This is a genomic window from Jejubacter calystegiae (assembly GCF_005671395.1).
In the GTDB taxonomy this organism is placed as follows: domain Bacteria; phylum Pseudomonadota; class Gammaproteobacteria; order Enterobacterales; family Enterobacteriaceae; genus Jejubacter; species Jejubacter calystegiae.
Genome location: NZ_CP040428.1, coordinates 4,103,232 through 4,128,021 on the forward strand (window position 1 = coordinate 4,103,232; position 24,790 = coordinate 4,128,021).

26 protein-coding genes and 1 pseudogene are annotated in these 24,790 nt (G+C 56.0%); 14 read left to right on the forward strand and 13 right to left on the reverse strand.

Going from position 1 to position 24,790, the window contains the following annotated elements:
• Window positions 1–149 precede the first annotated feature (149 nt).
• Window positions 150–770: an L-threonylcarbamoyladenylate synthase gene (locus FEM41_RS18985; RefSeq protein WP_138097743.1), complete on the reverse strand. Its 621-nt coding sequence runs from the start codon at window positions 768–770 to the stop codon at window positions 150–152.
• Window positions 767–1,672: an RNase RNM gene (rnm, locus tag FEM41_RS18990; RefSeq protein WP_138099260.1), complete on the reverse strand. Its 906-nt coding sequence runs from the start codon at window positions 1,670–1,672 to the stop codon at window positions 767–769. Before rnm ends, FEM41_RS18985 begins: the two co-directional genes overlap by 4 nt.
• 238 nt (window positions 1,673–1,910) lie before the next feature.
• Between rnm and FEM41_RS18995 the strand changes: the two genes are divergently transcribed.
• The 5 genes and pseudogenes from FEM41_RS18995 to trpA all read left to right on the forward strand — a co-directional run bounded on the left by FEM41_RS18995 (window position 1,911) and on the right by trpA (window position 8,472).
• Window positions 1,911–3,473, forward strand: a complete 1,563-nt coding sequence (locus FEM41_RS18995; RefSeq protein WP_138097744.1) for an anthranilate synthase component 1 — start codon at window positions 1,911–1,913, stop codon at window positions 3,471–3,473.
• Window positions 3,473–5,088: pseudogene (gene trpD, locus FEM41_RS24975) on the forward strand (bifunctional anthranilate synthase glutamate amidotransferase component TrpG/anthranilate phosphoribosyltransferase TrpD). Before FEM41_RS18995 ends, trpD begins: the two are co-directional and overlap by 1 nt.
• A gap of 8 nt (window positions 5,089–5,096) precedes the next feature.
• Window positions 5,097–6,458 carry a bifunctional indole-3-glycerol-phosphate synthase TrpC/phosphoribosylanthranilate isomerase TrpF gene (gene trpCF / locus FEM41_RS19010; RefSeq protein WP_138097746.1) on the forward strand — a complete coding sequence of 454 codons (1,362 nt, stop codon included), beginning with the start codon at window positions 5,097–5,099 and terminating at the stop codon, window positions 6,456–6,458.
• Window positions 6,459–6,469: 11 nt separating this feature from the next.
• A complete protein-coding gene (trpB, locus tag FEM41_RS19015) occupies window positions 6,470–7,663 on the forward strand; it encodes a tryptophan synthase subunit beta (protein WP_138097747.1) in 1,194 nt (397 codons plus the stop codon).
• On the forward strand, window positions 7,663–8,472 hold the full coding sequence (gene trpA, locus FEM41_RS19020) for a tryptophan synthase subunit alpha (protein WP_138097748.1): 810 nt from the start codon (window positions 7,663–7,665) through the stop codon (window positions 8,470–8,472). Before trpB ends, trpA begins: the two co-directional genes overlap by 1 nt.
• A 38-nt stretch (window positions 8,473–8,510) precedes the next feature.
• Here the strand turns inward: trpA and FEM41_RS19025 are convergent, their stop codons facing one another.
• Window positions 8,511–8,984, reverse strand: coding sequence for an Lrp/AsnC family transcriptional regulator (locus FEM41_RS19025; protein ID WP_138097749.1), 474 nt, complete (start codon window positions 8,982–8,984; stop codon window positions 8,511–8,513).
• A 147-nt stretch (window positions 8,985–9,131) separates the two neighbouring features.
• Between FEM41_RS19025 and FEM41_RS19030 the strand changes: the two genes are divergently transcribed.
• Window positions 9,132–9,554: a DUF2000 domain-containing protein gene (locus tag FEM41_RS19030; RefSeq protein WP_138097750.1), complete on the forward strand. Its 423-nt coding sequence runs from the start codon at window positions 9,132–9,134 to the stop codon at window positions 9,552–9,554.
• A gap of 32 nt (window positions 9,555–9,586) precedes the next feature.
• Here FEM41_RS19030 and FEM41_RS19035 read toward each other — a convergent pair whose 3' ends face one another.
• On the reverse strand, window positions 9,587–9,814 hold the full coding sequence (locus FEM41_RS19035) for a hypothetical protein (protein WP_138097751.1): 228 nt from the start codon (window positions 9,812–9,814) through the stop codon (window positions 9,587–9,589).
• Between the two features lie 108 nt (window positions 9,815–9,922).
• Between FEM41_RS19035 and FEM41_RS19040 the strand changes: the two genes are divergently transcribed.
• Entirely contained in the window at window positions 9,923–10,291 is a 369-nt protein-coding gene (locus FEM41_RS19040; RefSeq protein ID WP_138097752.1) for a hypothetical protein, read from the forward strand.
• Window positions 10,292–10,810: 519 nt separating this feature from the next.
• Here FEM41_RS19040 and ompW read toward each other — a convergent pair.
• Window positions 10,811–11,443 carry an outer membrane protein OmpW gene (gene ompW, locus FEM41_RS19045; protein WP_138097753.1) on the reverse strand — a complete coding sequence of 211 codons (633 nt, stop codon included), beginning with the start codon at window positions 11,441–11,443 and terminating at the stop codon, window positions 10,811–10,813.
• A gap of 296 nt (window positions 11,444–11,739) precedes the next feature.
• On the opposite strand from ompW, the gene FEM41_RS19050 reads away from it, so the two are divergent.
• The 4 genes from FEM41_RS19050 to yciA all read left to right on the forward strand — a co-directional run bounded on the left by FEM41_RS19050 (window position 11,740) and on the right by yciA (window position 14,034).
• Window positions 11,740–12,147 carry a YkgJ family cysteine cluster protein gene (locus tag FEM41_RS19050; protein WP_138097754.1) on the forward strand — a complete coding sequence of 136 codons (408 nt, stop codon included), beginning with the start codon at window positions 11,740–11,742 and terminating at the stop codon, window positions 12,145–12,147.
• A 14-nt stretch (window positions 12,148–12,161) separates the two neighbouring features.
• On the forward strand, window positions 12,162–12,905 hold the full coding sequence (locus FEM41_RS19055; RefSeq protein ID WP_138097755.1) for a YciC family protein: 744 nt from the start codon (window positions 12,162–12,164) through the stop codon (window positions 12,903–12,905).
• A gap of 52 nt (window positions 12,906–12,957) precedes the next feature.
• A complete protein-coding gene (locus FEM41_RS19060) occupies window positions 12,958–13,494 on the forward strand; it encodes a septation protein A (protein WP_138097756.1) in 537 nt (178 codons plus the stop codon).
• A gap of 129 nt (window positions 13,495–13,623) precedes the next feature.
• Window positions 13,624–14,034, forward strand: a complete 411-nt coding sequence (gene yciA / locus FEM41_RS19065) for an acyl-CoA thioester hydrolase YciA (RefSeq protein WP_138097757.1) — start codon at window positions 13,624–13,626, stop codon at window positions 14,032–14,034.
• Window positions 14,035–14,085: 51 nt separating this feature from the next.
• On the opposite strand, the gene tonB is transcribed toward yciA, so the two are convergent.
• Window positions 14,086–14,832 carry a TonB system transport protein TonB gene (gene tonB, locus FEM41_RS19070; RefSeq protein ID WP_168198829.1) on the reverse strand — a complete coding sequence of 249 codons (747 nt, stop codon included), beginning with the start codon at window positions 14,830–14,832 and terminating at the stop codon, window positions 14,086–14,088.
• A gap of 214 nt (window positions 14,833–15,046) precedes the next feature.
• Between tonB and FEM41_RS19075 the strand changes: the two genes are divergently transcribed.
• Entirely contained in the window at window positions 15,047–15,343 is a 297-nt protein-coding gene (locus FEM41_RS19075; RefSeq protein WP_138097758.1) for a YciI family protein, read from the forward strand.
• Between the two features lie 318 nt (window positions 15,344–15,661).
• Here the strand turns inward: FEM41_RS19075 and FEM41_RS19080 are convergent, their stop codons facing one another.
• Window positions 15,662–15,835 (reverse strand): YciY family protein, encoded by a 174-nt coding sequence (locus FEM41_RS19080; protein WP_138097759.1) that lies wholly within the window; start codon window positions 15,833–15,835, stop codon window positions 15,662–15,664.
• A gap of 144 nt (window positions 15,836–15,979) precedes the next feature.
• Here FEM41_RS19080 and cls point away from each other — a divergent pair, with 144 nt between their 5' ends.
• Entirely contained in the window at window positions 15,980–17,440 is a 1,461-nt protein-coding gene (cls, locus tag FEM41_RS19085) for a cardiolipin synthase (protein ID WP_138097760.1), read from the forward strand.
• Window positions 17,441–17,472: 32 nt separating this feature from the next.
• Window positions 17,473–17,802 carry an HI1450 family dsDNA-mimic protein gene (locus FEM41_RS19090; protein ID WP_138099263.1) on the forward strand — a complete coding sequence of 110 codons (330 nt, stop codon included), beginning with the start codon at window positions 17,473–17,475 and terminating at the stop codon, window positions 17,800–17,802.
• A gap of 38 nt (window positions 17,803–17,840) precedes the next feature.
• Here the strand turns inward: FEM41_RS19090 and oppF are convergent, their stop codons facing one another.
• The 6 genes from oppF to FEM41_RS19120 all read right to left on the reverse strand — a co-directional run bounded on the left by oppF (window position 17,841) and on the right by FEM41_RS19120 (window position 24,532).
• Window positions 17,841–18,842 (reverse strand): murein tripeptide/oligopeptide ABC transporter ATP binding protein OppF, encoded by a 1,002-nt coding sequence (gene oppF / locus FEM41_RS19095; protein ID WP_138097761.1) that lies wholly within the window; start codon window positions 18,840–18,842, stop codon window positions 17,841–17,843.
• The gene (gene oppD / locus FEM41_RS19100; RefSeq protein WP_138097762.1) at window positions 18,839–19,828 is read right to left on the reverse strand and encodes an ABC transporter ATP-binding protein; all 990 of its coding nucleotides are present in this window, start codon (window positions 19,826–19,828) and stop codon (window positions 18,839–18,841) included. The genes oppF and oppD overlap by 4 nt, the downstream gene beginning before the upstream one ends.
• 11 nt (window positions 19,829–19,839) lie before the next feature.
• Entirely contained in the window at window positions 19,840–20,748 is a 909-nt protein-coding gene (oppC, locus tag FEM41_RS19105) for an oligopeptide ABC transporter permease OppC (protein WP_138097763.1), read from the reverse strand.
• Between the two features lie 14 nt (window positions 20,749–20,762).
• On the reverse strand, window positions 20,763–21,683 hold the full coding sequence (oppB, locus tag FEM41_RS19110; protein WP_138097764.1) for an oligopeptide ABC transporter permease OppB: 921 nt from the start codon (window positions 21,681–21,683) through the stop codon (window positions 20,763–20,765).
• Window positions 21,684–21,750: 67 nt separating this feature from the next.
• Entirely contained in the window at window positions 21,751–23,382 is a 1,632-nt protein-coding gene (oppA, locus tag FEM41_RS19115) for an oligopeptide ABC transporter substrate-binding protein OppA (RefSeq protein WP_138097765.1), read from the reverse strand.
• A gap of 502 nt (window positions 23,383–23,884) precedes the next feature.
• The gene (locus FEM41_RS19120) at window positions 23,885–24,532 is read right to left on the reverse strand and encodes a YchE family NAAT transporter (RefSeq protein ID WP_138097766.1); all 648 of its coding nucleotides are present in this window, start codon (window positions 24,530–24,532) and stop codon (window positions 23,885–23,887) included.
• Window positions 24,533–24,790: the final 258 nt, after the last annotated feature.

The window sequence follows — 24,790 nt, forward strand, 5'->3', positions numbered from 1 at the left end:
CGAGTGTAGGGCCGGTTACAGGGTAAGTTTTATAGATTTGTGCTGCAAAAAAAGTAACGAGGGAACTTTTTTGGAGAAATGAGATCGGGTGTGCAAAAAAGGGGGCTGAATCGAGCCCCCGGTACGTTTCTTGTATATTTGTGCTCTGATTACAGGAAGGGTTTCGCGTCTCCCATCCCTTCACGCAGCACCACCGGAGACTCTTCGGTCAGATCCACTACCGTGGTGGGTTTCTGACCCAGGTGACCGCCGTGAATAATCAGATCCACCTGCTTTTCCAGCCGGTCTTTGATCTCTTCGGGATCCGACTCGGTAAACTCGCTGCCCGGCAGCATCAGCGAAGTCGAGAGCATCGGTTCGTTTAATCCCCCCAGCAGCGCCAGCGCAATCGGATTCGAAGGCACCCGAAGACCAATGGTCTTACGCTTTTCCTGCAGCAAACGACGCGGCACCTCTTTGGTCCCCTTAAGGATGAAGGTGTAATTCCCCGGCGTATTGTTTTTGATCAGACGGAATGCCACGTTGTCCACCCAGGCATAGGTCGACAGCTCCGACAGATCGCGGCACATCAGCGTAAAGTTATGGCCTTTTTCCAGTTGACGGATTCGGCAGATGCGCTCCATGGCGTCCTTATTTTCCAGTCGGCAGCCCAGCGCATAGCCGGAGTCGGTGGGATAGACGATAACCCCGCCCTTCTGGACAATCTCCACCGCCTGGTTAATCAACCGCGGCTGTGGATTCTCCGGATGAATATAAAAAAACTGACTCATACTGCCCTCTCTTCTTGTTCGGCGGTTTCCCAGCCTTGCCATACCGGCACGACATTCTCTGGCAGTCGCAGCCTGCGCCCCAACTCAATCCAGGCGCAGGGCTGATGAAAGTCGGAGCCCTGAGACGCCTGGAGTCCAAACTGCCGGGCGTACTGCGCCAGCTGATTGCGTTCGTTGGGCGCCTGCTGGCACTGCGCCACTTCCATGGCATCGCCGCCCCACTGCGCGAACTGCCCCAACAGCCGTTTTAACCACTTTGCGGAGAGCCGGTAACGGCCAGGATGGGCCACCACCGCCACTCCACCCGAATGGTGAATAACATCAATAGCTTGTTCTATTGTACACCACTGAGGGGGAACATAACCGGTTTTCCCCCGGGCCAGATAGTGCTTAAACACGTCGGCAAAGGAGTTAGCCCGCCCACACTCCACCAGGAAACGGGCGAAGTGGCCGCGGGTAATGGCTGCACCGCTGGCATGGCGTTGCGCCCCTTCCCAGGCCCCCGGAATACGTGCCTTTTCCAGCCGCTCGGCAATCAACCGTGCCCGCTCGGTGCGACGCTCTCCCTGCTGCGCAAGAAAGGTCGTCAACGCCGGATGTTCAGGATCCATATTCAAACCCACAATATGAATTTCATGATTTTCCCAGACCGTGGAGATCTCCACCCCATTCACCAGATGCAGCGCCAGGCCCTGACGATCAATGGCCTCCCGGGCCGCCGCCAGACCGGACACGCTGTCATGATCGGTAATCGCCAGCACATCCACCTCCTGAGCGACGGCACGTTCCACCAGCTTTTCGGGTGACAGCAGGCCATCGGAGGCGGTGGTGTGACTGTGAAGATCGTAAAGTAATTCGCCCAAACTGGCTCCCGTTCTGGTCGTTATCAAGTGACGGGACATCATAACGGTCAGCGCGTGAAAAATCGCTATTGACATTAGGCTCCCGAACCAGTTAACTAGTACGCAGGTTCACTTGAGAATAAAAAGGTATCTGCCATGACAATCGTAATGCTCCTGAACACCCCCTGGTGGCGCAGCTCCTGAATAGGGTCCGTGCTGTTCGTTGCGCCGCGCAATGCAGATACCAGGCCCGCCATTAAGCGGGCCTTTTTTTGAACAAAATTTCAGGAATATCGAGATGTTAAACGCCAAACCTGCACTGGAACTGATTGCCCGCGAAGCGCCCTATCGTGAAAATCCCGATGCGCTGTTCCAGCAACTTTGTGGCGCCCGTCCGGCCACCCTGCTGCTGGAGTCTGCGGATATTGTGAGCAAGGACTCTCTGAAAAGCATGCTGCTAGTGGACAGCGCCCTGCGTATCAGCGCTCTCGGTCATGTGGTAACCGTGCAGGCGCTCTCCGCTAACGGCGCCGCGCTGCTGCCGTTGCTGGATGCCGCGCTGCCTGCAAGCGTGGGCAATCGCATCTCGCCGCTGTGTCGCGAGCTCACCTTCCCGGATCCGGACAGCACCCTGGACGAGGACAGCCGTCTGCGTTCGCTGTCGGTATTTGATGCTCTGCGACTGATGACCACCCTGGTAGAAGCCCCGGAGCACGAGCGTGAAGCCATGTTCTTCGGCGGCCTGTTTGCCTATGATCTGGTCGCAGGCTTTGAAAATCTGCCGCCGCTGCGCCAGGGCAACCGCTGCCCCGACTACTGCTTCTATCTGGCCGAAACCCTGGTGGTGATCGACCATCAGAAAAAGAGCTGCCGCCTGCAGGCCAGCCTGTTTAGCGACGACAGCCGCGAACGCGACCGTCTGACGCAGCGCCTGGCGGCGCTGGACAAGCAGATGCAGGTTGCTCCACAACTGCTTCCGGCCCAGTCCGTGCCGCAAATGACCTTAAGCTGCAACCAGACCGACGAAGAGTACGGCGCCGTGGTCAGCCAGATGCAGCAGGCCATTCGCATCGGAGAGATCTTCCAGGTCGTTCCGTCGCGCCGCTTCTCTCTGCCCTGCCCGTCGCCGCTGGCGGCCTATCAGGTGCTGAAGCAGAGCAACCCCAGCCCCTATATGTTCTATATGCAGGATGCCGACTTCACGCTGTTTGGCGCCTCGCCGGAAAGCTCGCTCAAATATGACGCAACCTCGCGCCAGATTGAGATCTACCCCATCGCAGGAACCCGCCATCGCGGACGCCGCGCTGATGGAACGCTGGACCACGACCTGGACAGCCGTATCGAACTGGAAATGCGCACCGACCATAAAGAGCTGTCGGAGCACCTGATGCTGGTGGATCTGGCCCGTAACGACCTGGCGCGTATCTGCACCCCGGGCAGCCGCTATGTGGCGGATCTGACCAAGGTGGATCGTTACTCATTCGTGATGCATCTGGTTTCCAGAGTGGTGGGCGAACTGCGTCAGGATCTGGATGTACTGCACGCCTACCGGGCCTGCATGAATATGGGCACCCTGAGCGGCGCCCCCAAGGTTCGCGCCATGCAGCTTATCGCCGAAGCCGAGGGCGAACGCCGCGGCAGTTATGGCGGCGCCGTCGGTTACTTCACCGCCGATGGCTCCCTCGACACCTGCATCGTTATCCGCTCCGCCTGGGTTGAAGACGGCATTGCTACCGTTCAGGCCGGTGCCGGTGTGGTTCTGGACTCGGTTCCCCAGTCGGAAGCAGACGAAACCCGTAACAAAGCCCGCGCGGTACTGCGCGCCATTGCCACGGCTCACCATTCACAGGAGATCTTCTGATGGCCGATATTCTGCTGCTCGACAATATTGACTCCTTCACCTGGAACCTGGTGGATCAGCTGCGTGCCAATGGCCATCAGGTGGTGATTTATCGCAACCAGGTTCCGGCGCACACCATTCTGGAGCGTCTGGCCCAGATGGAAAATCCGGTGCTGATGCTCTCTCCGGGCCCCGGAGCGCCTGCCCAGGCAGGCTGTATGCCGGAGCTGCTTAATACCCTGCGCGGTCGTCTGCCGATTATCGGCATCTGCCTGGGCCACCAGGCCATCGTGGAAGCTTACGGCGGTCACGTGGGCCAGGCCGGTGAAATCCTGCACGGCAAAGCTTCCGCCATTACTCACGATGGTGAAGCCATGTTTGCCGGTCTGCCTAACCCGCTGCCAGTGGCGCGCTACCACTCGCTGGTGGGCAGCCAGGTTCCGGCCACGCTAACGGTCAACGCCACCTTTAATGACATGGTAATGGCGGTACGCCACGACGCCGACCGGGTATGTGGTTTCCAGTTCCATCCGGAATCCATTCTGACCACCCTGGGCGCCAGACTTCTTGAGCAGACCCTGGCATGGGCGCTCAGCGACCCACAAAAAAATGCGGTCACTAACGAGGGGGAAGCGTGATGCAACCGATTCTGGAGAAACTGTTTCAGTCCCGGATACTGAGCCGGGACGAAAGCCATCGCCTGTTTTCCGCCATCGTGCGCGGCGAGCTGGAACAAACTCAATTGGCAGCGGCGTTGATCAGTATGAAAGTACGCGGTGAAGATCCCGTTGAGATCGCCGGGGCCGCTTCCGCCCTGCTGGAAGATGCCCAGCCGTTCCCGCGCCCGGACTACCGCTTTGCCGATATCGTCGGTACCGGCGGCGACGGCAGTAACAGCATTAATATTTCCACCGCCAGCGCTTTTGTGGCCGCGGCTGCAGGAATGAAGGTCGCCAAACACGGCAATCGTAGCGTCTCCAGCCGTTCCGGCTCTTCCGATCTGCTGGCCGCCTTTGGCATCCGGCTGGATATGAGCGCCGAAGCCTCGCGCCAGGCGCTGGACGAACTGGGCGTCTGCTTCCTGTTCGCTCCCCAGTACCATACCGGCTTTCGCCACGCCATGCCGGTGCGTCAACAGCTGAAAACCCGCACCCTGTTTAACGTGCTGGGACCTCTGATTAACCCCGCCCATCCGCCGCTGGCGTTGATTGGCGTTTACAGCCCGGAGCTGGTACTGCCAATCGCCGAAACCCTTAAGGTCCTGGGCTATCAGCGAGCAGCCGTGGTTCACAGCGGCGGCATGGACGAAGTCTCCCTGCATGCCGACACCCAGGTAGCGGAGCTGAAAGACGGCAAGATCGACAGTTATCAACTGAGCGCCGCAGATTTTGGCCTGAAAGGCTACGCGAAACAGGCGCTTGCCGGTGGAACGCCTGAAGAAAACCGTGACATTCTGACTCGCCTGTTACAAGGTAAGGGAGAAGAGGCTCACGCATGCGCAGTGGCGGCCAATGTCGCCATGCTGATGCGTCTCCACGGCCAGGAAAATCTCCGGGAAAATGCCAGCCATGCGCTGGAAGTGATTCACAGCGGCGCGGCATGGTCACGCGTGGCCGCACTGGCAGCAAGAGGGTAACCGAGAGTATGAAGGACACTGTTTTAGCGCGTATCGTCGCGGATAAGGCCATCTGGGTCGAAGCCCGTAAGGCGCAGCAACCACTGGCGTCATTCCAGAATGAGACCGTCCCGAGTGTGCGCAACTTCTATGATGCACTACGGGGATCGCGCACCGCGTTTATTCTGGAGTGCAAAAAGGCTTCGCCTTCGAAGGGTCTGATCCGTGAGGATTTCGATCCGGTGCGCATCGCCGGTATCTATCGCCACTATGCTTCCGCCATTTCGGTCCTGACGGACGAAAAATATTTCCAGGGCAGCTTCGACTTCCTGCCGCTGGTGAGCCAGACCGTGACTCAGCCGGTACTGTGCAAAGATTTTATTATCGACCCTTATCAGATCTGGCTGGCCCGCCACTACCAGGCCGACGCCTGCCTGCTGATGCTGTCGGTACTGGACGATGAGCAGTACCAGCAGTTGGCCGCCGTAGCCCATAGCCTGAATATGGGCGTTCTGACCGAGGTCAGTAACGAAGAGGAGCTGGAGCGCGCCATTCACCTGAAGGCGAAAGTGGTTGGCATTAATAACCGCGACCTGCGCGATCTCTCTATCGATCTGGACCGTACCCGTCAACTGGCGCCGCGTCTGGGACACGACGTAACGGTGATTAGCGAATCTGGTATTAACCGCTATGCCCAGATTCGCGAACTGAGCCGTTATGCCAACGGCTTTCTTATCGGCTCCGCGCTGATGGGCGAGGAAAACCTTGAGTCCGCAGTACGTCGGGTACTGCTGGGTGAAAATAAGGTCTGCGGCCTGACCCGCCCGCAGGATGCGCTGGCCGCCTGTGAGGCCGGTGCCGTTTACGGTGGATTGATCTTCGTCCCTTCCTCGCCGCGTGCGGTGAGCGAGCAGCAGGCCAGAGCCGTAATGGCGGGCGCTCCGCTACGCTACGTCGGGGTATTTCGCGACGTACCCACGGGCGAGGTAGCCGCCACCGCGCAACGCCTTGGTCTGTATGCAGTTCAGCTACACGGTCATGAGGATCAGGCGTATATCGACGCCCTGCGCCAGGCGCTCCCGAAAGAGGTCGCTATCTGGAAGGCCGTGAGCGTAGGCAGAACCCTGCCGCCCCGGGATCTGAAGCAGGTGGATAAATGGCTACTCGATAACGGCAACGGCGGAAGCGGCCAGCGCTTCGACTGGTCGCTACTGGCAGGCCAGCCGCTGAGCGGCGTGATGCTGGCCGGTGGCCTGAGCGCCGACAACTGCGTGGATGCCGCTCAGGCAGGCTACGACGGTCTGGATTTTAACTCCGGCGTGGAAAGCGCCCCGGGAATCAAAGATGCCAACAAGCTGACGGCGGTCTTTCAGACTTTGCGGGCTTATTAAGGAAGAAAATCATGACAACGCTATTAAACCCTTATTTTGGTGAGTTCGGCGGCATGTATGTGCCGCAAATCCTGATGCCCGCCCTGCGTCAGCTGGAAGAAGCCTTCGTCAGCGCTCGTCAGGATCCCGAGTTTCAGGCCCAGTTCACCGACCTGCTGAAAAACTATGCCGGTCGCCCGACGGCGTTAACCAAATGCCGCAACCTGACCGCCGGTACCCGTACCACCCTCTACCTGAAGCGTGAAGATCTGCTGCACGGCGGCGCCCACAAAACTAACCAGGTTCTGGGTCAGGCGCTACTGGCGAAGCGGATGGGCAAGACTGAGATCATCGCCGAAACCGGTGCGGGTCAGCATGGCGTGGCTTCAGCGCTGGCCAGTGCCCTGCTGGGCCTGAAGTGCCGTGTTTATATGGGCGCTAAGGATGTAGAGCGTCAGTCGCCCAACGTTTTCCGTATGCGGCTGATGGGGGCCGAGGTCATTCCGGTGCACAGCGGTTCCGCCACCCTGAAAGACGCCTGTAACGAGGCGCTGCGCGACTGGTCCGGCAACTATGAAAACGCCCACTATATGCTGGGCACCGCGGCGGGTCCGCACCCTTTCCCGACCATCGTGCGTGAATTTCAGCGGATGATCGGCGAAGAGACCAAAGCGCAGCTTCAGGAACAGGAAGGACGCCTGCCGGACGCGGTTATCGCCTGCGTTGGCGGTGGCTCCAATGCCATCGGTATGTTCGCCGACTTTATTGATGATGAGAGCGTACAGCTTATTGGCGTTGAGCCTGGTGGTCACGGTATTGAAACCGGCGAGCACGGCGCCCCTCTGAAGCACGGACGGGTCGGCATCTATTTCGGCATGAAGGCGCCGATGATGCAGACTGCAGACGGTCAGATTGAGGAGTCTTACTCCATTTCTGCCGGACTCGATTTTCCCTCGGTGGGTCCGCAGCATGCGTACCTTAACAGCACCGGCCGGGCGGATTATGTCTCCATTACCGACGACGAAGCGCTGGATGCTTTCCAGATCCTGTGTCGTCAGGAGGGGATACTGCCAGCGCTGGAGTCTTCCCACGCTCTGGCTCACGCGCTGAAAATCATGCGCGAAGATCCAGAAAAAGAGCAGTTGCTGGTGGTTAACCTTTCCGGCCGCGGCGATAAAGATATTTTCACGGTTCACGACATTCTGAAAGCACGGGGGGAGATCTGATGGAACGCTACGAGCAGCTTTTTAAACAGCTGGATGCCCGAAAGGAAGGCGCCTTTGTTCCCTTCGTAACCCTGGGCGATCCTTCCCCGGAACAGTCGCTGAAAATCATCGACGCGCTAATTGAAGGCGGCGCCGATGCCCTGGAGCTGGGGATTCCGTTCTCGGATCCTTTGGCGGACGGCCCGACCATTCAGAATGCGACTCTGCGCGCTTTCGCAGCGGGTACGACGCCGGATCAATGCTTCGAAATGCTGGCGGCGATTCGCCACAAATACCCTGACATCCCTATTGGCCTGCTGATGTATGCCAATCTGGTGTGGAACCCGGGCATCGACGCCTTCTATGCGCGCTGTGCCGAAGTGGGAGTCGATTCCGTTCTGGTAGCCGATGTGCCCATTGAAGAGTCCGCGCCGTTCCGTGAAGCGGCAATGCGTTACGAAGTGGCGCCGATCTTTATCTGCCCGCCCAATGCTGATGATGAACTGCTGCGCCAGCTGGCGTCGTTCGGGCGCGGCTATACCTATCTGCTGTCGCGCGCCGGGGTGACTGGTGCCGAGAATCGCGCCAGCGTGCCGTTGACGCACCTGGTGAACAAGCTGAAGGAGTATCACGCCGCACCGCCGTTACAGGGTTTCGGGATTTCCGAACCTTCCCAGGTGAAGGATGCGCTCGATGCCGGCGCAGCCGGGGCCATTTCCGGCTCCGCGGTGGTGAAAATTATCGAGCGCAACCTGGAGCAGCCGCAGCAGATGCTGAGTGAGCTGACCCACTTTGCCCGCGAAATGAAAGCGGCCACCCAGGGCCGCTAATCCCGAAGGGCGCCCATCACGGCGCCCTTTTTGCCCGGTTATTCCGGTAGCCGCTTTATCGGCCAGGCGACAAAGGGTTTGATCTCCTTAAGGACGAACATACTCTGCATCTCTTTAATGCCCGGCAGCCGACGAACCACCGACATCGCGAAATCGGCATAGCTATCAAGGTCTGGCGCCACCACCTGAAGCAAAAAATCGGCATCGGCGCCGATACTGTAGCAGGCCACCACATCCTCCAGCGCCATCACCTGTTCCTCGAATTTTCTTGCTTCCACTTCGCTATGGCTGTCAATCGCCACGCGCACAAAGACCATCACCCCCAGTCCCAGCTTCCGGCGATTCAGTACTGCCCGGTAGCCCTGAATCACCTCATCTTCTTCAAGCTTACGCACTTTACGCCAGCAGGGAGACGCAGACATACCTGCTTTATCCGCCAGCTCCTGATTAGTCACCCTCGCATCATCCTGTAGCAGCCTGAGAATCTTTATTTCTGTCGAACTGAGCGCCATAGAAGGAAATTCCTTTCTTTATTTTAATTTTATTGGGCTATTTTTTCCGTAATCGGCCTTTTTATCAAGTCAATCAGACAGCAAATACCCGACGCGCTGATGCATACTGGTTCTCAGGATCAACGGGTTATCGCAGAGAGGATAAAAATGAAATTTGATGCCAGCCAACATCGCTGCACCATCGTGATTGATAGCAATCTGCCCGCGGGGCTCGCCATTAATGCCGCCAGCGTCATTGGCATCAGTTTTGGTCGTACGGTAGAAAACCTGGTCGGCCCGGATATGCAAAGCGTCGATAGCGTTAATTATCCGGGCGTGATCTACAGCCCGCTGCCGGTGCTGTTGGCTTCCGGGGAATACCTGCATACGCTGCAGAACGCCGCGCAGCAGGATGCAGAGATTTATGCCATGCCCTTTAGCGCACTGGCGCAATCATGCCGCAGTTATGAGGAATATGGCGAGCGTATTGCGACGGTCACCAGTCCCCATATTGAACTGGTGGCCATTGGGCTTATCGGCCCGCGCAAAAAAATCACCAAACTGACCGGGAATTTAGCGCTCTATAAATAATCGAAGAGGGCGCCCGATGGGCGCCCTCTTCGTTACGGCTGTTCCGGCCCTTCCAGCGCCGCCTGAATGGCATCCGCCAGCTCGCCGATTTTATCCCTGGTATACTCGATATCCTTACTCAGTTTGTCGCGTCCGGCATAAGCGTTAGGCGCCGCCACCGACGCCTTAATAATCTCCAGCGCCGCCGCCACTGCCAGAACCCGTCTCCGGGTTTTATCTTCCTCGCTAACGCCAATAAGCGGATAATCTTCCAGCATCATCGCTCTCCTGATGAACTATGCCTGACTGACCCAGCCCGATAGTTAAATTTTTGTGATAAATTAACGCGTTTCACTATTACGTTAACACAGAATATCCAGGAATCAGCCATGAAGATAATCGTACTGCTCAGCCTGCTGACGCTGTTCCTCTCTCCCGCCTTTGCCGCCACCGCCGTCAAACTGGCCTGCTCTTTGCGCAAGAATGTGATTGTCTCGTCGTTTAACTACGGCCTGACCACCATGAAATGGGGCAAACACTTTCAGGTTGCCGCAGGCAGTAAAAAGACCCATACCGATTCGGGAACGCCGTTTCGCATTACCAGTTTCCGTAATGGTGACGACCTGGTCTATTTTCCGGGCAGCGACAGCTATCTGTTTTTCTATGCCGGAGGAACCATTCCCGACCGCTGTTCAGTACTGGAAACCTTCTCGTACCCCGTAACGCCACTCAACCGCTATAAAAAGCCGCTCTCCTGAAACGTATTTTTAAGCTGTGCTAACCTCAGACGTAAGTGGGATAAGCGTGCGACCCGCAATATAATTCCATAGCTGGTTATGTACCCACCAGTGATTATCCTGATGCAAACTGTACTTCCTTTTCTCCCCCTCAGTGTCTGAGGGGATTTTTTTAGCCTCTATATCCTGCTTAATCTGACATTAAGGGACAGGCTATGGACTCAAATTCTGGTGTCGGTATGATGCATCCCGGTGCGGTTTGCCAGGCCGCATCAGGCAAAAAATGGCACTATCGACCACACCGCACAGGGGTCGTGTGGTTGATAACACTAAGATTGTCTTCATTGTTTAATTTTGGGCTCCAGGGAATGACTGGGGCCCTTTTTTTAATTCTGATTTAAAAGAGCCACGCCTTCCTGTTCGGGAATTAAGGATAGCGGGTTAAGTGAGCGCAGATTATCGATAAATCGCAACCCGGCTGTGCCAGATAAAAAAACAGGCCAAAAAATGGCCCGTTTTTCAGTAAATGAGATAACAGACTTAAAAGCGATAGCCCGCAGAGAACATAAATACCCACGGATCCAGACTGGTATCTATGTTCTGCTTCTGGCCACCTGCCTTAAATCGAACCTCGGTATCGATATCCATATACCAGACCGACATATTAAGCAGCCAGTCGCGGTTGATCATATAGTCCAGCCCCACCTGACCCGCCACGCCCCAGGAATCTTTCAGGCTGAGATCGCTAAGCCCTGCCTCTTTTCCAGTTTTATTAAAGCCTTCGTCAAAGAAGGTGGTGTAGTTAATACCCACCCCGACATAAGGACGGAATTTGCTGGAAGAGTCACCAAAGTACCACTGAGCCATCAGGGTCGGCGGCAGATGATGTACCGTTGCGATATCGCCAGTCGGCCCCAGACCCACCTTATGACGGAACGGCGTGGCGGCCAGCAGTTCGATACCGATATTATCGGTCGCCATATACGTAAAGGTTAACCCCAACTGGGTATTATTGTTGACGTTAAACCCCCCCATTCCCAATACATTATCCGAACTTTCGCTGGGACGGACCGTTGCGCTACCGGCTCGCAGGAAAAACTCCCCTGCTTCATGAGCCGAGGCGACGCCGGACAGACAGCTAAACGCCAGAAGTGCCACTGCAAACTTTTTCATAATCCCTTTCCCTATTATCTTTTTGGTCTTAGCACTGCTGAATATACCTGGTAAGAAGTATGTAGGGATCCGTCCTGCGTCACATTTAATTAGCTATTTTAACATTCAATGATCCAGATTAATTTTTCTGTTCTATTACGAATGATTATATTTGATCTGATACCAAATTTTACGATTTTCCTGATATTGCATTCGCGCAAAAAAGTGATCTCATCCTATTGCAGCCTGACACAGCTGCGATTATGTTAATCCTCTTGGTAACCTTAATTAATCATACGTTCACTTGCCGGTGCAAAATGAGCGGAATTAACCCCTGTATAACATGTGGCGCCTGCTGCGCTTACTTTCGTGTTTCCTTCTACTGGGCCGAAGCCGATGATGGCGGCGGCGTGGTTCCGTCTGCGCTAACCGAACAGGTCACTCCCCTGCTACGAGCCATGCGCGGCACTAATCAGAAATCACCGCGCTGCGTAGCGCTGGCGGGCACCCCAGGGGGCGCCACGCGCTGCACTATCTATTCCCAACGCCCTTCGCCCTGTCGCGAATTTGCCTGCTCCGGCGAAGGGGATCAGGTGAATGAAGCCTGCGATCGCGCCCGGGCCCGCTACGGGCTACCGCCGCTAAAATGCCATCCCCTTGTAACCGAAGGTGCCAGAGAGCCGTCAACCAGGGTACAATTGGCCGTTGATAAATACCGGCCATAACCCAAGGAGTGTGCATGTCTATCACGGCAAATGCGGTTTACCGTGACACGGGAAATTTCTTCCGTAATCAGTTCATTACCATTTTGCTGATTGCGTTGCTTTGTACCTTTATCTCTATTGTGTTTGGCCACGTCTTCTCACCCGCAGAGGACCAGGTTGCGATCCTCAATAGCGTGGAGAATATGGAAGGAAGTACCGGGCTTTACGATCTGGTGCAGAATATGACGCCAGAACAGCAGCAGGTTTTGCTGCGCCTGTCCGCCGCCTCCACCTTTGCTATGCTGATCGGCAACACTCTGCTGGTCGGCGGCATGATGGCGCTGATTCAGTTGGTCTCTGCCGGTCAACGCCTGAGCGCGCTGCGCGCCATTGGCGCCTCTGCCCCCATGCTGCCGAAACTGTTTATTCTGCTGTTTCTGACCACCTTCCTGGTGCAGATGGGGATGATGCTGATTATCGTACCCGGCGTGCTACTGGCTATCGTGCTGGCGCTGGCGCCAATTATGCTGGCCCAGGATAAGTCAGGCATCTTCCAGTCCATGCGTAACAGCATGCGCCTTGGCTGGGCCAATATGCGTCTGGTGGCACCCGCCGTGCTCGGCTGGCTGCTGGCAAAGGTGATTCTGATGATCGTGGCCTCTTCCTTTGCTGCCGTAACACCAACGGTAGCCTCCATCATACTTAACACGCTCAGCAATTTGATTACCGCGGCGATGATTGTCTATCTCTATCGCCTGTATATGCTGCTGCGCCAGTAATGAACCTGGGGCGCCGGGGCAGATCCGCGGCGCCCACAATGTGGAACCGACTATGAAGCAGTTGCTCGACTTTTTACCTCTGATCGTCTTTTTTGCCTTTTATAAGCTGTACGACATCTTCGTGGCCACCGGTGCCCTGATTATCGCCACCGCGCTGGCGTTAATCTTCACCTGGTACAAATACCGTAAGGTCGAGAAGATGACCCTGGTGACCTTTGTACTGGTAGCGGTCTTCGGCGGCCTGACGCTGTTCTTTCACAGCGATGAGTTTATTAAGTGGAAAGTCACCGCTATCTACGGCCTGTTCGCCGCTGCGCTGCTGATTGGTCAGTGGGTCATGAAAAAGAACCTGATCAAAACCATGCTTGGTAAAGAGATTACGCTGCCGGACAGCGTCTGGTCGCGGCTGAATCTGGCCTGGGCGCTATTCTTTATCATCTGCGGGCTGGCGAATATCTATGTTGCCTTCTGGCTACCTCAGAACGTCTGGGTCAACTTCAAGGTCTTTGGCCTGACGGCTCTGACGCTGGTCTTTACGCTTCTGAGCGGCGTTTACATGTATCGCCATATGGCGCCAGAGCAAAAATAACCACTCACGCCGGCCCCTGAGCCGGCGTTTTATTATCCCTTCGCTGGCCGCACACAGAACCCCTGCCACCATCGCGACATCTGGTATAATCGGCCACGATTTTTAGACCGATGTATCAGGAACACAGCAATGACAACACAAGAAAACGAAGCCGTTCTGGGCGATCTGGTGCTGCGCACCCTGGCAATGCCCGCCGATACCAATGCCAATGGCGATATTTTTGGCGGCTGGCTGATGTCGCAGATGGATATGGGCGGCGCCATTCTGGCCAAAGAAGAGGCCCTGGGCCGCGTGGTTACCGTACGGGTTGACGGCATGACTTTTCTTAATCCGGTAGCCGTAGGCGATGTTGTCTGCTGCTATGCAAGCGTCGTGAAGCGCGGTAATACCTCTATTACCATTCACGTAGAAGTCTGGGTAAAGAAGGTTTCTTCTTCGCCGGTGGGACAGCGCTGCAAGGCCACCGAAGCCAATTTTATCTACGTGGCAGTCGACGATAACGGCCGTCCACGTCCTCTGCCTCGCCCCGATCAGGCGTAAAAAAAGCCCGCAGGACAACATCCTGCGGGCTTTTTTTCTCGCGGATTCAGTTTACTGCACCGATGCCCCGCCGTTAATCCGGAATACGATATTGACAATCAGACCGGTTCCGGGTTTGCCCGGCTCATAGCGCCATTTGCGCATCGCCTGCTTCACTTCGCGGTCAAACATATTGGCCGGTTTTGCCGACAGTATGGAGATATTGTCGACCCGCCCGCTGCTGTCTACGTCAAATTTCACCCTGACCTGCCCTTCCATACGCAGTGCGTAAGCCCGTGACGGGTACTGGGGTTGATTACGGCTCACGGCCCGCGGACCGCTCGGCGCCGCAGGCGCTGCCGGGCTATTGTTACTACTGCGTGCGGTGCTGGTACTGCTGGCAGGCCGTGCGGGCTTATCGCTGTCGAACGGCGAGGCCGGACGCGACTCGGGTTTAACCTCGCGCTTCGGCTTCTCTTCCACCTTATGTACCGGCTTTGGTTTGGGTTTGGGTTTCGGCTTGGGCTTATGGATCACCACCGGCGCCTCTTTCGGCGGTTCGGGAACCGGCTCCGGCTCAACCACCGGTTCGGGTTCAACAACCGGTTCCGGCTCTGCGGCGGGGGGCGGCGCTGGCGGCTCAAGCGCTTCAGGCGCCACCATAGAGACGCTAATCGCCTGCTGTGAAGGGGCTGGCAGTTGCACTGTCTGATTTACCGAGGTGTAAAGCAGCCCCGCCACTACGGCCCCGTGCAGCACAACAGAAAGTAGCGTTGGCCACGGAAAACGGCGGGGAGTATCGAGGGTCATTGCAGTCATAGCGGTCCCGGTAACGTAATAAGGCGTCAATTTTAAATGCAAATAGCAATCATATTCAATAACGAGCGACAATTTGTCTGACCCATTCAGCTTGTTTGCTGCTTTTTACCCCATAAAATGTGCGGCTTATCAAGGCCTGTCATCTTTCCGTTGCGTCATCCGACGCTTTCAAATAACGTGAACAGCGATTGATCCAAACTCAAGGAGTTTTACCGTGCTGTATGTGATTTATGCAGAAGATGTCGCCGATTCCCTGGAGAAGCGTATGGCCGTGCGCCCTGCGCACCTGGCCCGTCTGCAGCTTCTGCATGACGAAGGCCGACTGGTAACCGCCGGTCCAATGCCTGCCGTCGACAGTAACGAACCCGGCGCCGCCGGTTTCACAGGTTCAACGGTTATCGCTGAATTCGAATCCCTGGAAGAGGCGCAGTCCTGGGCCCAGGACGATCCCTTTGTCGCTGCGGGGGTCTATCAGAAAGTCACGGTAAAGCCTTACAGACGCACCTTCTGATTCAACCGCGACCAGAACGCGCTCTGCATTTCCGCCGGGCGCGTTTTTTATGGCAAAAAAAAGCCAGCACAACGGTGCTGGCGCAGTAAATATGCAGGTTAAGAAAACAATTCGCTAAGACATTCGGTAAAGGGAAAGAGTCTCTACCGGATGGCGGTACTATACCACCCGGCGGGGGTGCTGACCAGAAAAAGATGCATATTAAATGCATGTTATATTGCTGTAAAAAATCAATCACTAAGAGAATATACTGTCAGGGGAAGGAAAGGCGTGGCGCGCAAACATTCAGGGCACCCCACGGGTGCCCTGCTACACGCGCTAACTATCGTGAAAGGCAAACAGTAACGTTAAACGCTGCTGATGAGCCAGACTCTTTCTGATGGCGTGAATGCGCATGTTGCGCCGCGACTGGGCTTCCAGCCAGCGGGTCTTGCGTCTTTGGGTCTGACGCAGCATACGCCAACGACCGACCTCGGTTCGACTACGCCTCATTTTTTTGACTCTTTAATAAAAACGACGCTCCATTATAGTTCCTTCCCCACACTAAACCAGCCGTTTTACCAACTGTTTTAGTTTCCCGTGACCGCCGTTGTGCGTACACTCTTAAGAACTGGGTTTCTAACGGATTTTTGAATTATGACAACCTTCTACACGGTGGTGAGTTGGCTGGTCATTCTGGGCTATTGGCTGTTAATCGCCAGCGTGACGTTACGGATACTGATGAAACGTCGCGCGGTCCCTTCTGCAATGGCATGGCTGCTAATTATCTATATTCTGCCGCTGGTGGGTATTATCGCCTATCTGTCGCTGGGCGAACTGCATCTGGGTAAGCGTCGGGCCGAACGGGCTCAGGCCATGTGGCCCTCGACCGCCCGCTGGCTCAACGACCTCAAAGCCTGTAAACATATTTTCGCGACCGAATGCAGCGACGTGGCCAGCTCACTGTTTGAACTGTGCGAACGTCGCCAGGGCATTGGCGAGGTTAAGGGCAATCAGCTACAGCTGCTGACCGATTCGGCCGATGTAATGCAGGCGATGATCCGTGACATCCAGCTGGCGCGCCACAATATCGAGATGGTGTTCTATATCTGGCAGCCGGGCGGCATGGCGGACAAGGTCGCCGAATCGCTGATGGCGGCAGCGCGACGCGGCATCCATTGCCGCCTGATGCTGGATTCCGCAGGCAGCGTCGCCTTCTTCCGAAGCCCCTGGGCCGGTATGATGCGCAACGCCGGTATCGAAGTGGTGGAAGCCCTGAAGGTTAACCTGTTCCGTGTCTTCCTGCGCCGCATGGATCTGCGCCAGCACCGTAAAATGGTGATGATCGATAACTATATTGCCTATACCGGCAGCATGAATATGGTCGACCCGCGCTACTTCAAGCAGGACGCTGGCGTGGGCCAGTGGGTGGATCTGATGGCGCGTATGGAAGGCCCGGTCTCCACCTCAATGGGCGTGATCTACTCCTGCGACTGGGAGATTGAAACCGGCAAGCGTATTCTGCCGCCGCCGCCGGACGCCAACGTGATGCCGTTCGAGCAGGCCAGCGGCCATATTATCCAGACCATCGCTTCCGGCCCCGGCTTTCCTGAGGATCTGATCCACCAGGCGCTGCTGACCTCCGTTTATGCGGCGAAAAAGTACCTGGTTATGACTACCCCCTACTTTGTGCCGAGCGACGATCTACTGCATGCCATCTGTACCGCGGCCCAGCGCGGCGTGGAGGTCAGCATTATTATTCCCCACAAGAACGATTCGTTGCTGGTGGGCTGGGCCAGCCGCGCCTTCTTTACCGAGCTGCTGGCCGCTGGCGTCAAGCTCTACCAGTTCGAAGGAGGGTTGCTACATACCAAGAGCGTACTGGTGGACGGTCAGCTCAGCCTGGTGGGCACCGTCAACCTGGATATGCGCAGCCTGTGGCTCAATTTTGAGATAACCCTGGTGATTGACGATGACGGTTTCGGTAGCGATCTGGCGGCGGTACAGGACGACTATATTTCCCGCTCGCGACTGGTGGATGAGCAGCTATGGCTGAAACGCCCGCTGTGGCAGCGCATCTGCGAGCGACTGTTTTACTTCTTTAGTCCGTTGCTGTAAAACATGGCCCAAATCAACGAGTGGTAATCATGATGGATATGGATCTTAACAACCGCCTGAGCGAAGACGAAACCCTGGAACAGGCCTACGATATCTTTCTGGAGCTGGCGCCAGATAATCTGGATCCGGCGGATATCATCCTGTTTAACCTGCAGTTCGAAGAGCGCGGCGGCGCGGAACTGTTCGACCCCTCTGAAGACTGGGCTGAACACGTGGACTTCGATCTTAATCCCGACTTTTTCGCTGAGGTGGTGATTGGTCTTGCCGACGAAGACGGCGGCGAGATTAACGATATCTTCGCCCGGGTACTGATGTGTCGCGAAAAGAGCCACAAGCTGTGTCACATTCTGTGGCGCGAATAGACGCCAGAAAAAAGCCGCCGGTTTACGGCGGCTTTTTGTTATAGCGGATCCACCTTCAGGCAGGCCACCGCATGCTGGAAACTGCCCTCCAGCGGCGGCTTAGTGGCGGCGCACTCCGGCCCGGCTATCGGGCAGCGGGTACGAAACACGCAGCCCGAAGGCGGATTAATGGGTGACGGCAGATCGCCTTCCAGTAGCTGTATCTGCTTCGCCTTTTCACGATCCGGGTCCGGCAACGGTACTGCCGACATCAGCGCCCGGGTATAGGGATGCAGCGGATTGCGATACAGCTCATCGCGCCCCCCCAGCTCTACCGCCTGCCCCAGATACATCACCAGAACCCGATCGGAGATATGTTTCACGACCGCCAGGTCGTGGGCGATAAAGATCAGCGACAGCCCCATTTCGCGCTGCAAATCCCGCAGCAGATTCACCACCTGAGCTTGAATAGAGACATCCAGCGCCGATACCGGCTCGTCGCAGATAATCAGCTTCGGCTCCAGAATCAGCGCCCTGGCGATGCCAATACGCTGACACTGCCCGCCAGAAAACTCATGGGGGTAGCGGTTAATCAGATTAGGTAGCAGCCCTACCTTCGCCATCATCGTCTTAACCTTATCGGTCACCTGCTGGCGCGGCATCTTCGGGTAATAAGTCCGCAGCGGCTCGGCAATAATGTCACCGATTGTCATACGCGGATTCAGCGATGCCAGCGGATCCTGAAAGATCATCTGGATATCGCTACGCACTTCGCGCCACGCCCGGGTATCCAGCTCTGTCAGTTCACGGCCCAGCCAGGCTACCCGCCCGGCAGAAGCTTTTACCAGGCCGATAATGGCTCTGGCAAAGGTTGATTTACCGCAGCCGGACTCCCCGACTACCCCCAGGGTTTCGCCTTCGTACAGGCGCAGGGTCACGCCATCGACCGCTTTCAGTTTCTGTACTGGCTGCCAGAACCAGCGTTTCTCATCACGCACATCGAAGTGAACTTTAAGGCTATCAACTTCCAGCAGCACATTGCGCTCTACGGTCTGATTCATACCATCTCCTCCAGCGGCTTATAGCAGGCACGCAGGCGCCCCTGTTCAAACGGGGTCAGCGCCGGAGTCTGACCACACTCTTCCATGGCCCAGGGGCAACGCGGCCGGAACGGGCAACCGGACGGCAGATGCAGCAGATTAGGCGGATTACCGGGAATGGTTAACAGCATCTCTTCTTCGCTGTCCAGAGCCGGTACCGCGCTTAAAAGCCCCCGGGAATAGGGATGCGACGGCCGGTAGAAAATATCGCGGGCGCTGCCGTACTCCATGGTGCGCCCGGCGTACATGACCAGCACCTGGTCACACAGCCCGGCCACCACCCCCAGATCGTGGGTGATCATAATAATGGCGGTATTAAACTCGCGCTTCAGCTCGTTCAGCAGGGTCATAATCTGCGCCTGAACGGTGACATCCAGCGCCGTGGTGGGTTCGTCGGCAATCAGCAACTGCGGGCGACACAGCAGCGCCATGGCAATCATGACCCGCTGGCGCATACCGCCAGAAAACTCGTGAGGGTACATACGCATGCGCTTGCGGGCTTCCGGCATACGCACCGCATCCAGCATCCGCACCGAGGCGTTGAAAGCGTCGCTCTTACTCATGCGTTTATGCAACATCAGCACCTCCATTAACTGCTCTCCGACCCGCATATAGGGATTCAGGGAGGTCATGGGGTCCTGGAAAATCATCGCAATCTGTTCGGCACGCAGCCGGTTCATCTGCGACTCAGGCAGGTTGAGGATCTCACGGTCGTTAAAGCGCGCCGAGCCGCCGGTCCGACCGTTGGACGCCAGCAGCCCCATTAACGCAAACGCGGTCTGGGACTTACCGGATCCGGACTCGCCGACTATCCCTAAAGTTTCTCCGGCCCGCAGGCTGAAGTTCAGATCGTTGACCGCGGTAACATCGCCATCCGGCGTGGCGAAGGTCACCCGCAGATCTTTCACTGCCAGCAGAGGCGCCGTCATAGTTTGGCTGTGACTCATCGACTCACTCCTTAACGATCTTTCGGGTCGAGGGCATCACGCAGGCCATCGCCGATAAAGTTAAAACAGAACAGGGTCACTACCAGAAAACCCGCCGGAAACAACAGAAGCCAGGGCGATACCTCCATTGAGTTGGCGCCATCGCTCAACAGCGCTCCCCAGCTACTAAGCGGCTCCTGAGTGCCCAGCCCCAGAAAGCTCAGGAAGGATTCAAACAGAATCATGTTCGGTACCAGCAGCGAGGCATAGATCACCACCACGCCCAGTACATTGGGAACGATATGACGCATCACAATCCCGGCGGTCGAGACGCCGCCGACCTGAGCTGCTTCGATAAACTCCTTGCGCTTAAGGCTCAGGGTCTGGCCGCGCACGATACGCGCCATATCCAGCCAGGAAACCATGCCGATCGCCACAAAGATCAACAAAATGTTCTGGCCAAAAAAGGTCACCAGCAGGATCACGAAAAACATAAACGGAAACGAGTTGAGAATTTCCAGCAGGCGCATCATCACAGAATCCACCCGGCCGCCGAGGTAGCCAGAAAGCGCGCCATACAGCGTGCCCACAACGATCGCCACCAGCGCCGCGCAGATCCCCACCATCAGAGAAATACGCCCGCCAATGGCCACCCGCACCAGCAGATCGCGCCCGGAAGAGTCGGTACCAAAGTAGTGCCCGCTGGCCCATTCCGGCGCCGCGGACATCATCGCCCAGTCGGTATCGTCATAGGTAAAAGCGGATAGCATCGGCGCCAGCACCACAAACAGCGCGATCAGTGCCAGAACCAGCAGACTGGTGGTAGCGGCACGGTTATGCAGGAAGCGGCGTCGCGCGTCCTGCCACAGACTGCGCCCTTTAACATCCAGTTGCTGGCTGAAATCCTCCAGCACGGCGCTGTTTTTATTACTCATCATCATCGGTCAGCTCCGCGTCAGTAACGAATTTTCGGGTCGATCAGCGCATAAAGTACATCGACCACCGCATTAAACAGAATGGTCAGCACCCCAACCAGAATCGTCAGACTGAGTACCAGTGAATAGTCACGATTCAGAGCGCCGTTAACAAACAGCTGGCCGATTCCCGGCAGGCCAAAAATGGTCTCAATCACCATCGAGCCGGTAATAATGCCCACGAAAGCTGGCCCCATATAGGAGAGCACCGGTAACAGCGCGGGACGCAGCGCATGGCGCAGAATAATACGCCGCATCGGCAGCCCCTTGGCCCGGGCGGTACGAATAAAGTTCGAGTGCAGCACCTCGATCATCGAGCCGCGGGTAATACGGGCAATACTTGCGATATAAGCCAGTGACAGCGCCACCATCGGCAAAATCACATAGTTTATCTGCCCGCCGTTCCAGCCGCCTCCCGGCAGCCACTTCAGGGTAATCGAGAAGATCAGCACCAGCAGCGGCGCCACTACAAAGCCGGGGATCACCACCCCGGTCATGGCGAACCCCATCACCGTATAGTCCCATTTGGTGTTCTGCTTCAGGGCGGCCACAGTACCGGCTCCCACCCCCAGAATGACCGCCAGCACGAACGCGGCCAGCCCCAGCTTCGCCGATACCGGGAAGGCACCGGCCACCAGATCGTTAACCGAATAATCTTTATATTTAAATGACGGCCCGAAATCCCCGTGAGCCAGCTGTTTCAGGTAGCTCGCATACTGGGTCATAATGGGATCGTTAAGGTGGTATTTGGCCTCGATATTGGCCAGCACTTCGGGCGGCAGATTACGCTCGCCGGTAAAAGGGCTACCGGGCGCCAGGCGCATCATAAAAAAGGAGATGGTAATTAAGATAAAAAGCGTCGGTATCGCTTCCAGACAGCGACGCAGGATAAATTTCAGCATTGCCCTAACCCTCTGGCTCTGTCACTGAAGAGGCATCGTGCGGCGGGTCTTAACCCGCCGCGGACCATCAGTGCTTAATAATGTACATATCTTTGGTGTAGGTATTATCCAGCGGATCCTTGCCGGTATATCCCCCTACCCACGGCTTCACCAGTCGGGTGTTCACATAGTAATAGACAGGCACAATGACGGAGTCTTTGTCCAACTGCTGCTCCGCCTTATCATAAAGCTCTGCCCGGGCCTCATCGCCAGAGGCTTTCAGAGTCTCGGCGATAATCTTATCGAATGCCGGGCTCTGGTAATGCGCAGTATTATTGGAACTGCCCGACAGCATGGTGTTCAGGAACGAGCTTGGCTCATTATAATCGGCACACCAGCCGGCGCGGGCCACATCATAATTCCCCTGATGGCGGGTATCCAGGAAGGTTTTCCACTCCTGGTTTTCCAAACGAACGTTAATCCCCAGGTTTTTCTTCCAGATAGAGGCGGTGGCAATCGCCATCTTCTTATGCAGATCCGAGGTGTTATACAGCAGGTCGACACTCAGCGGTTTTCCTTTGCCATAGCCCGCTTCTTCCAGCAGTTTACGCGCCTCTTCATTACGTTTTTCCTGGCTCCAGCCGAACCATTCCGGCTTCGTCAGTTTCATTCCGTCGGCGTAAGGCGGAGTATAGCTGTACGCCGGGAGGTCACCCTGGTTTTTCACCTTATTGACGATGATATCGCGATCCAGCCCCAGTTTAAGCGCGGTACGCACCCGCGGGTCATTAAACGGCGGTTTCTTATTATTGATTTCGAAATAGTAGGTGCACATATAGGGGGTGATACTGAGTTCTTTCGGCAGTTCCTGTTTCAGTTTGCGAAACAGCTCAATGGGCAGGTAATTATTGGTGATGTCAATTCCGCCGCTGCGGTAACGGTTAACATCGGTCACTTCAGAAGCAACGGGTAACCAGGTCACTTGGTTAATCACAGTTTTGGCGTTATTCCAGTACTGCGGATTGCGGGCCAGCACCAGGCGCTCATTCACCACCCATTGCTTGACGCTATAAGCGCCATTATTCACCATATTTCCTGGCTGGGTCCACTTCTCACCATATTTTTCAATTGTGGCCTTGGGCACCGGCGACATCGAAGGATGAATCAGCAGTTTATAAAAATAAGGCACCGGTTCACTTAGCGTGACCTGTAGGGTATGAGCATCCAGCGCTTTAACCCCCAGAGTCTCCGGTTTTTTCTTACCGGCGATAATATCGTCGACGTTGGCGATATGCCCATACTGAAGATAACTGGCGTAAGGCGATGCGGTATCTGGCGTCGCCAGTCGCTGCCAGCTATAGACAAAGTCCTGGGCAGTCACCGGTTCGCCGTTGGACCATTTGGCGTTTTTACGCAGATGGAAGATCCAGACTTTAAAATCCTGGTTGTCCCATTTTTCCGCTACGCCTGGGATGGGATGCCCCTGAAGATCGGAAATCAGTAGCCCCTCGAACAGATCGCGATTCACATTAGATTCAGGGACACCTTCTATTTTATGCGGATCCAGCGACTGTACTTCCGCACCGTTATTACGCACCAGGGTCTGCTTTTCCGCCAGGGCTGTTCCTTCAGGAACCTCCGCCGCCCCTGCCCCATTCGCCGTAATGAATGCCGCCAGTATCGCGACGGCGATCCCGGTCTTCTTTGTGATGATGGTCATTGTGTTATTGCTCCTGTACTTATAATTATTGGCCCTTGCAGGCCTGCGCCATACCGGGACGAGCCCGGCGGCGGGCGTCGGTATGAACGAAAGACCGACAACCCGTCACTCTTTTACGTCGCGCGAATCCGGCGCGCCGTATTGTTAAACCAGCCAGACAGAGGCAGACACCATCACCAGGTGAAAGATTCAAAATGGCGTTTAACGCTATAATTTATTGTTATTGCATTATAAAGAGTTATATAGCCCCGCTCCCCGCAAACTAGCAAAGAGCAAAATGCTTCCGCCAGGATTATTTTGCAAAATTGTTAAGCTATGCGTCGGGCGGATAAAAATCACCCAACTGCGACAATGCAGACGGATGCCGTATCAATATCATTGACGTAAGGCCGCCGCCAGAGGTTGTCCGGCATCGCCGATACAATTTTTATATATCAGAAGAGATATATACGACAGCGGCGCCCGTCAGGCGCCGCAGAAAATGAGAATAAATAACCGTCGATTAGCTTAGCAGACCCGGAAATATCGATTTAATACCGGTAACGATAAACTCAATCCCCAGCGCCATCAGCAGCAGGCCCATGATTCGGGTAATAACATTAATGCCAGTCTGCCCCAGCAGACGCACCAGCCAGGGCGCGGCGCGGAACAGCAGCCAGCAGCTCAGGGCAAACAGCGCGATCGCTACGCTAAATCCCGCCAGATGAAGCCAGCTGTCGTAGCGGGTGCTCCAGACAATGGTGGAACTGATAGCACCGGGGCCCGCCATCAGCGGCAGCGCCAGCGGCACCACCCCCACGTTCTCGCGGATGGCCGTTTCCGATTTTTCCTGCTTGTTCTGTTTGTCTTCTCCCAACTTGCCACTAATCATCGACATCGCGATAGTGACCACCAGAATGCCGCCCGCAATCCGGAAAGAGTCGATAGAGATGCCGAATATCTGCAGGATGGCATCTCCCAGGAACAGCGAGCTCCAGAGAATAATGGCGACCGAAAGACTGGCGGTCATATTGGTCTTGTTACGCGCCGCCGCGGTCTGGTAGCTGGTCATACTGATAAACACTGGCAGGATCCCTACCGGGTTAACCAGCGCAAACAGACCAATAAAGAACTTAAACCAGGTCGGAAAATCGAACAGTATCTGAGCCACCCGAGACTCCACAAAATGAACGGGGAAAAAAGGCCCGCGTAATGTAATGGAAAAGCGCCAGCGACGCCACGTTAATTCACCATCCGGCGCTTATCTCCACCGCCACTGCGGCAAGGCGCCACGGCTTTTTGCTGAGATTATAGTCAGTCGCCTGGCGGCTACTCCTTTGGCGTAACCCCGCACGATTAAAAAACCATCAAAACCGCATGCTGAAAGGTGTCAGCTTGGCGTAAAATTGACGCCGATCACAAAATAACT

Coding starts and splice junctions, on each gene's coding strand:
- FEM41_RS18985 (WP_138097743.1), bottom strand. CDS start 770: ATGAGTCAGTTTTTTTATATTCATCCGGAGAATCCACAGCCGCGGTTG.
- rnm (WP_138099260.1), bottom strand. CDS start 1,672: ATGTCCCGTCACTTGATAACGACCAGAACGGGAGCCAGTTTGGGCGAA.
- FEM41_RS18995 (WP_138097744.1), top strand. CDS start 1,911: ATGTTAAACGCCAAACCTGCACTGGAACTGATTGCCCGCGAAGCGCCC.
- trpCF (WP_138097746.1), top strand. CDS start 5,097: ATGAAGGACACTGTTTTAGCGCGTATCGTCGCGGATAAGGCCATCTGG.
- trpB (WP_138097747.1), top strand. CDS start 6,470: ATGACAACGCTATTAAACCCTTATTTTGGTGAGTTCGGCGGCATGTAT.
- trpA (WP_138097748.1), top strand. CDS start 7,663: ATGGAACGCTACGAGCAGCTTTTTAAACAGCTGGATGCCCGAAAGGAA.
- FEM41_RS19025 (WP_138097749.1), bottom strand. CDS start 8,984: ATGGCGCTCAGTTCGACAGAAATAAAGATTCTCAGGCTGCTACAGGAT.
- FEM41_RS19030 (WP_138097750.1), top strand. CDS start 9,132: ATGAAATTTGATGCCAGCCAACATCGCTGCACCATCGTGATTGATAGC.
- FEM41_RS19035 (WP_138097751.1), bottom strand. CDS start 9,814: ATGATGCTGGAAGATTATCCGCTTATTGGCGTTAGCGAGGAAGATAAA.
- FEM41_RS19040 (WP_138097752.1), top strand. CDS start 9,923: ATGAAGATAATCGTACTGCTCAGCCTGCTGACGCTGTTCCTCTCTCCC.
- ompW (WP_138097753.1), bottom strand. CDS start 11,443: ATGAAAAAGTTTGCAGTGGCACTTCTGGCGTTTAGCTGTCTGTCCGGC.
- FEM41_RS19050 (WP_138097754.1), top strand. CDS start 11,740: ATGAGCGGAATTAACCCCTGTATAACATGTGGCGCCTGCTGCGCTTAC.
- FEM41_RS19055 (WP_138097755.1), top strand. CDS start 12,162: ATGTCTATCACGGCAAATGCGGTTTACCGTGACACGGGAAATTTCTTC.
- FEM41_RS19060 (WP_138097756.1), top strand. CDS start 12,958: ATGAAGCAGTTGCTCGACTTTTTACCTCTGATCGTCTTTTTTGCCTTT.
- yciA (WP_138097757.1), top strand. CDS start 13,624: ATGACAACACAAGAAAACGAAGCCGTTCTGGGCGATCTGGTGCTGCGC.
- tonB (WP_168198829.1), bottom strand. CDS start 14,832: ATGACTGCAATGACCCTCGATACTCCCCGCCGTTTTCCGTGGCCAACG.
- FEM41_RS19080 (WP_138097759.1), bottom strand. CDS start 15,835: ATGAGGCGTAGTCGAACCGAGGTCGGTCGTTGGCGTATGCTGCGTCAG.
- cls (WP_138097760.1), top strand. CDS start 15,980: ATGACAACCTTCTACACGGTGGTGAGTTGGCTGGTCATTCTGGGCTAT.
- FEM41_RS19090 (WP_138099263.1), top strand. CDS start 17,473: ATGGATATGGATCTTAACAACCGCCTGAGCGAAGACGAAACCCTGGAA.
- oppF (WP_138097761.1), bottom strand. CDS start 18,842: ATGAATCAGACCGTAGAGCGCAATGTGCTGCTGGAAGTTGATAGCCTT.
- oppD (WP_138097762.1), bottom strand. CDS start 19,828: ATGAGTCACAGCCAAACTATGACGGCGCCTCTGCTGGCAGTGAAAGAT.
- oppC (WP_138097763.1), bottom strand. CDS start 20,748: ATGATGATGAGTAATAAAAACAGCGCCGTGCTGGAGGATTTCAGCCAG.
- oppB (WP_138097764.1), bottom strand. CDS start 21,683: ATGCTGAAATTTATCCTGCGTCGCTGTCTGGAAGCGATACCGACGCTT.
- oppA (WP_138097765.1), bottom strand. CDS start 23,382: ATGACCATCATCACAAAGAAGACCGGGATCGCCGTCGCGATACTGGCG.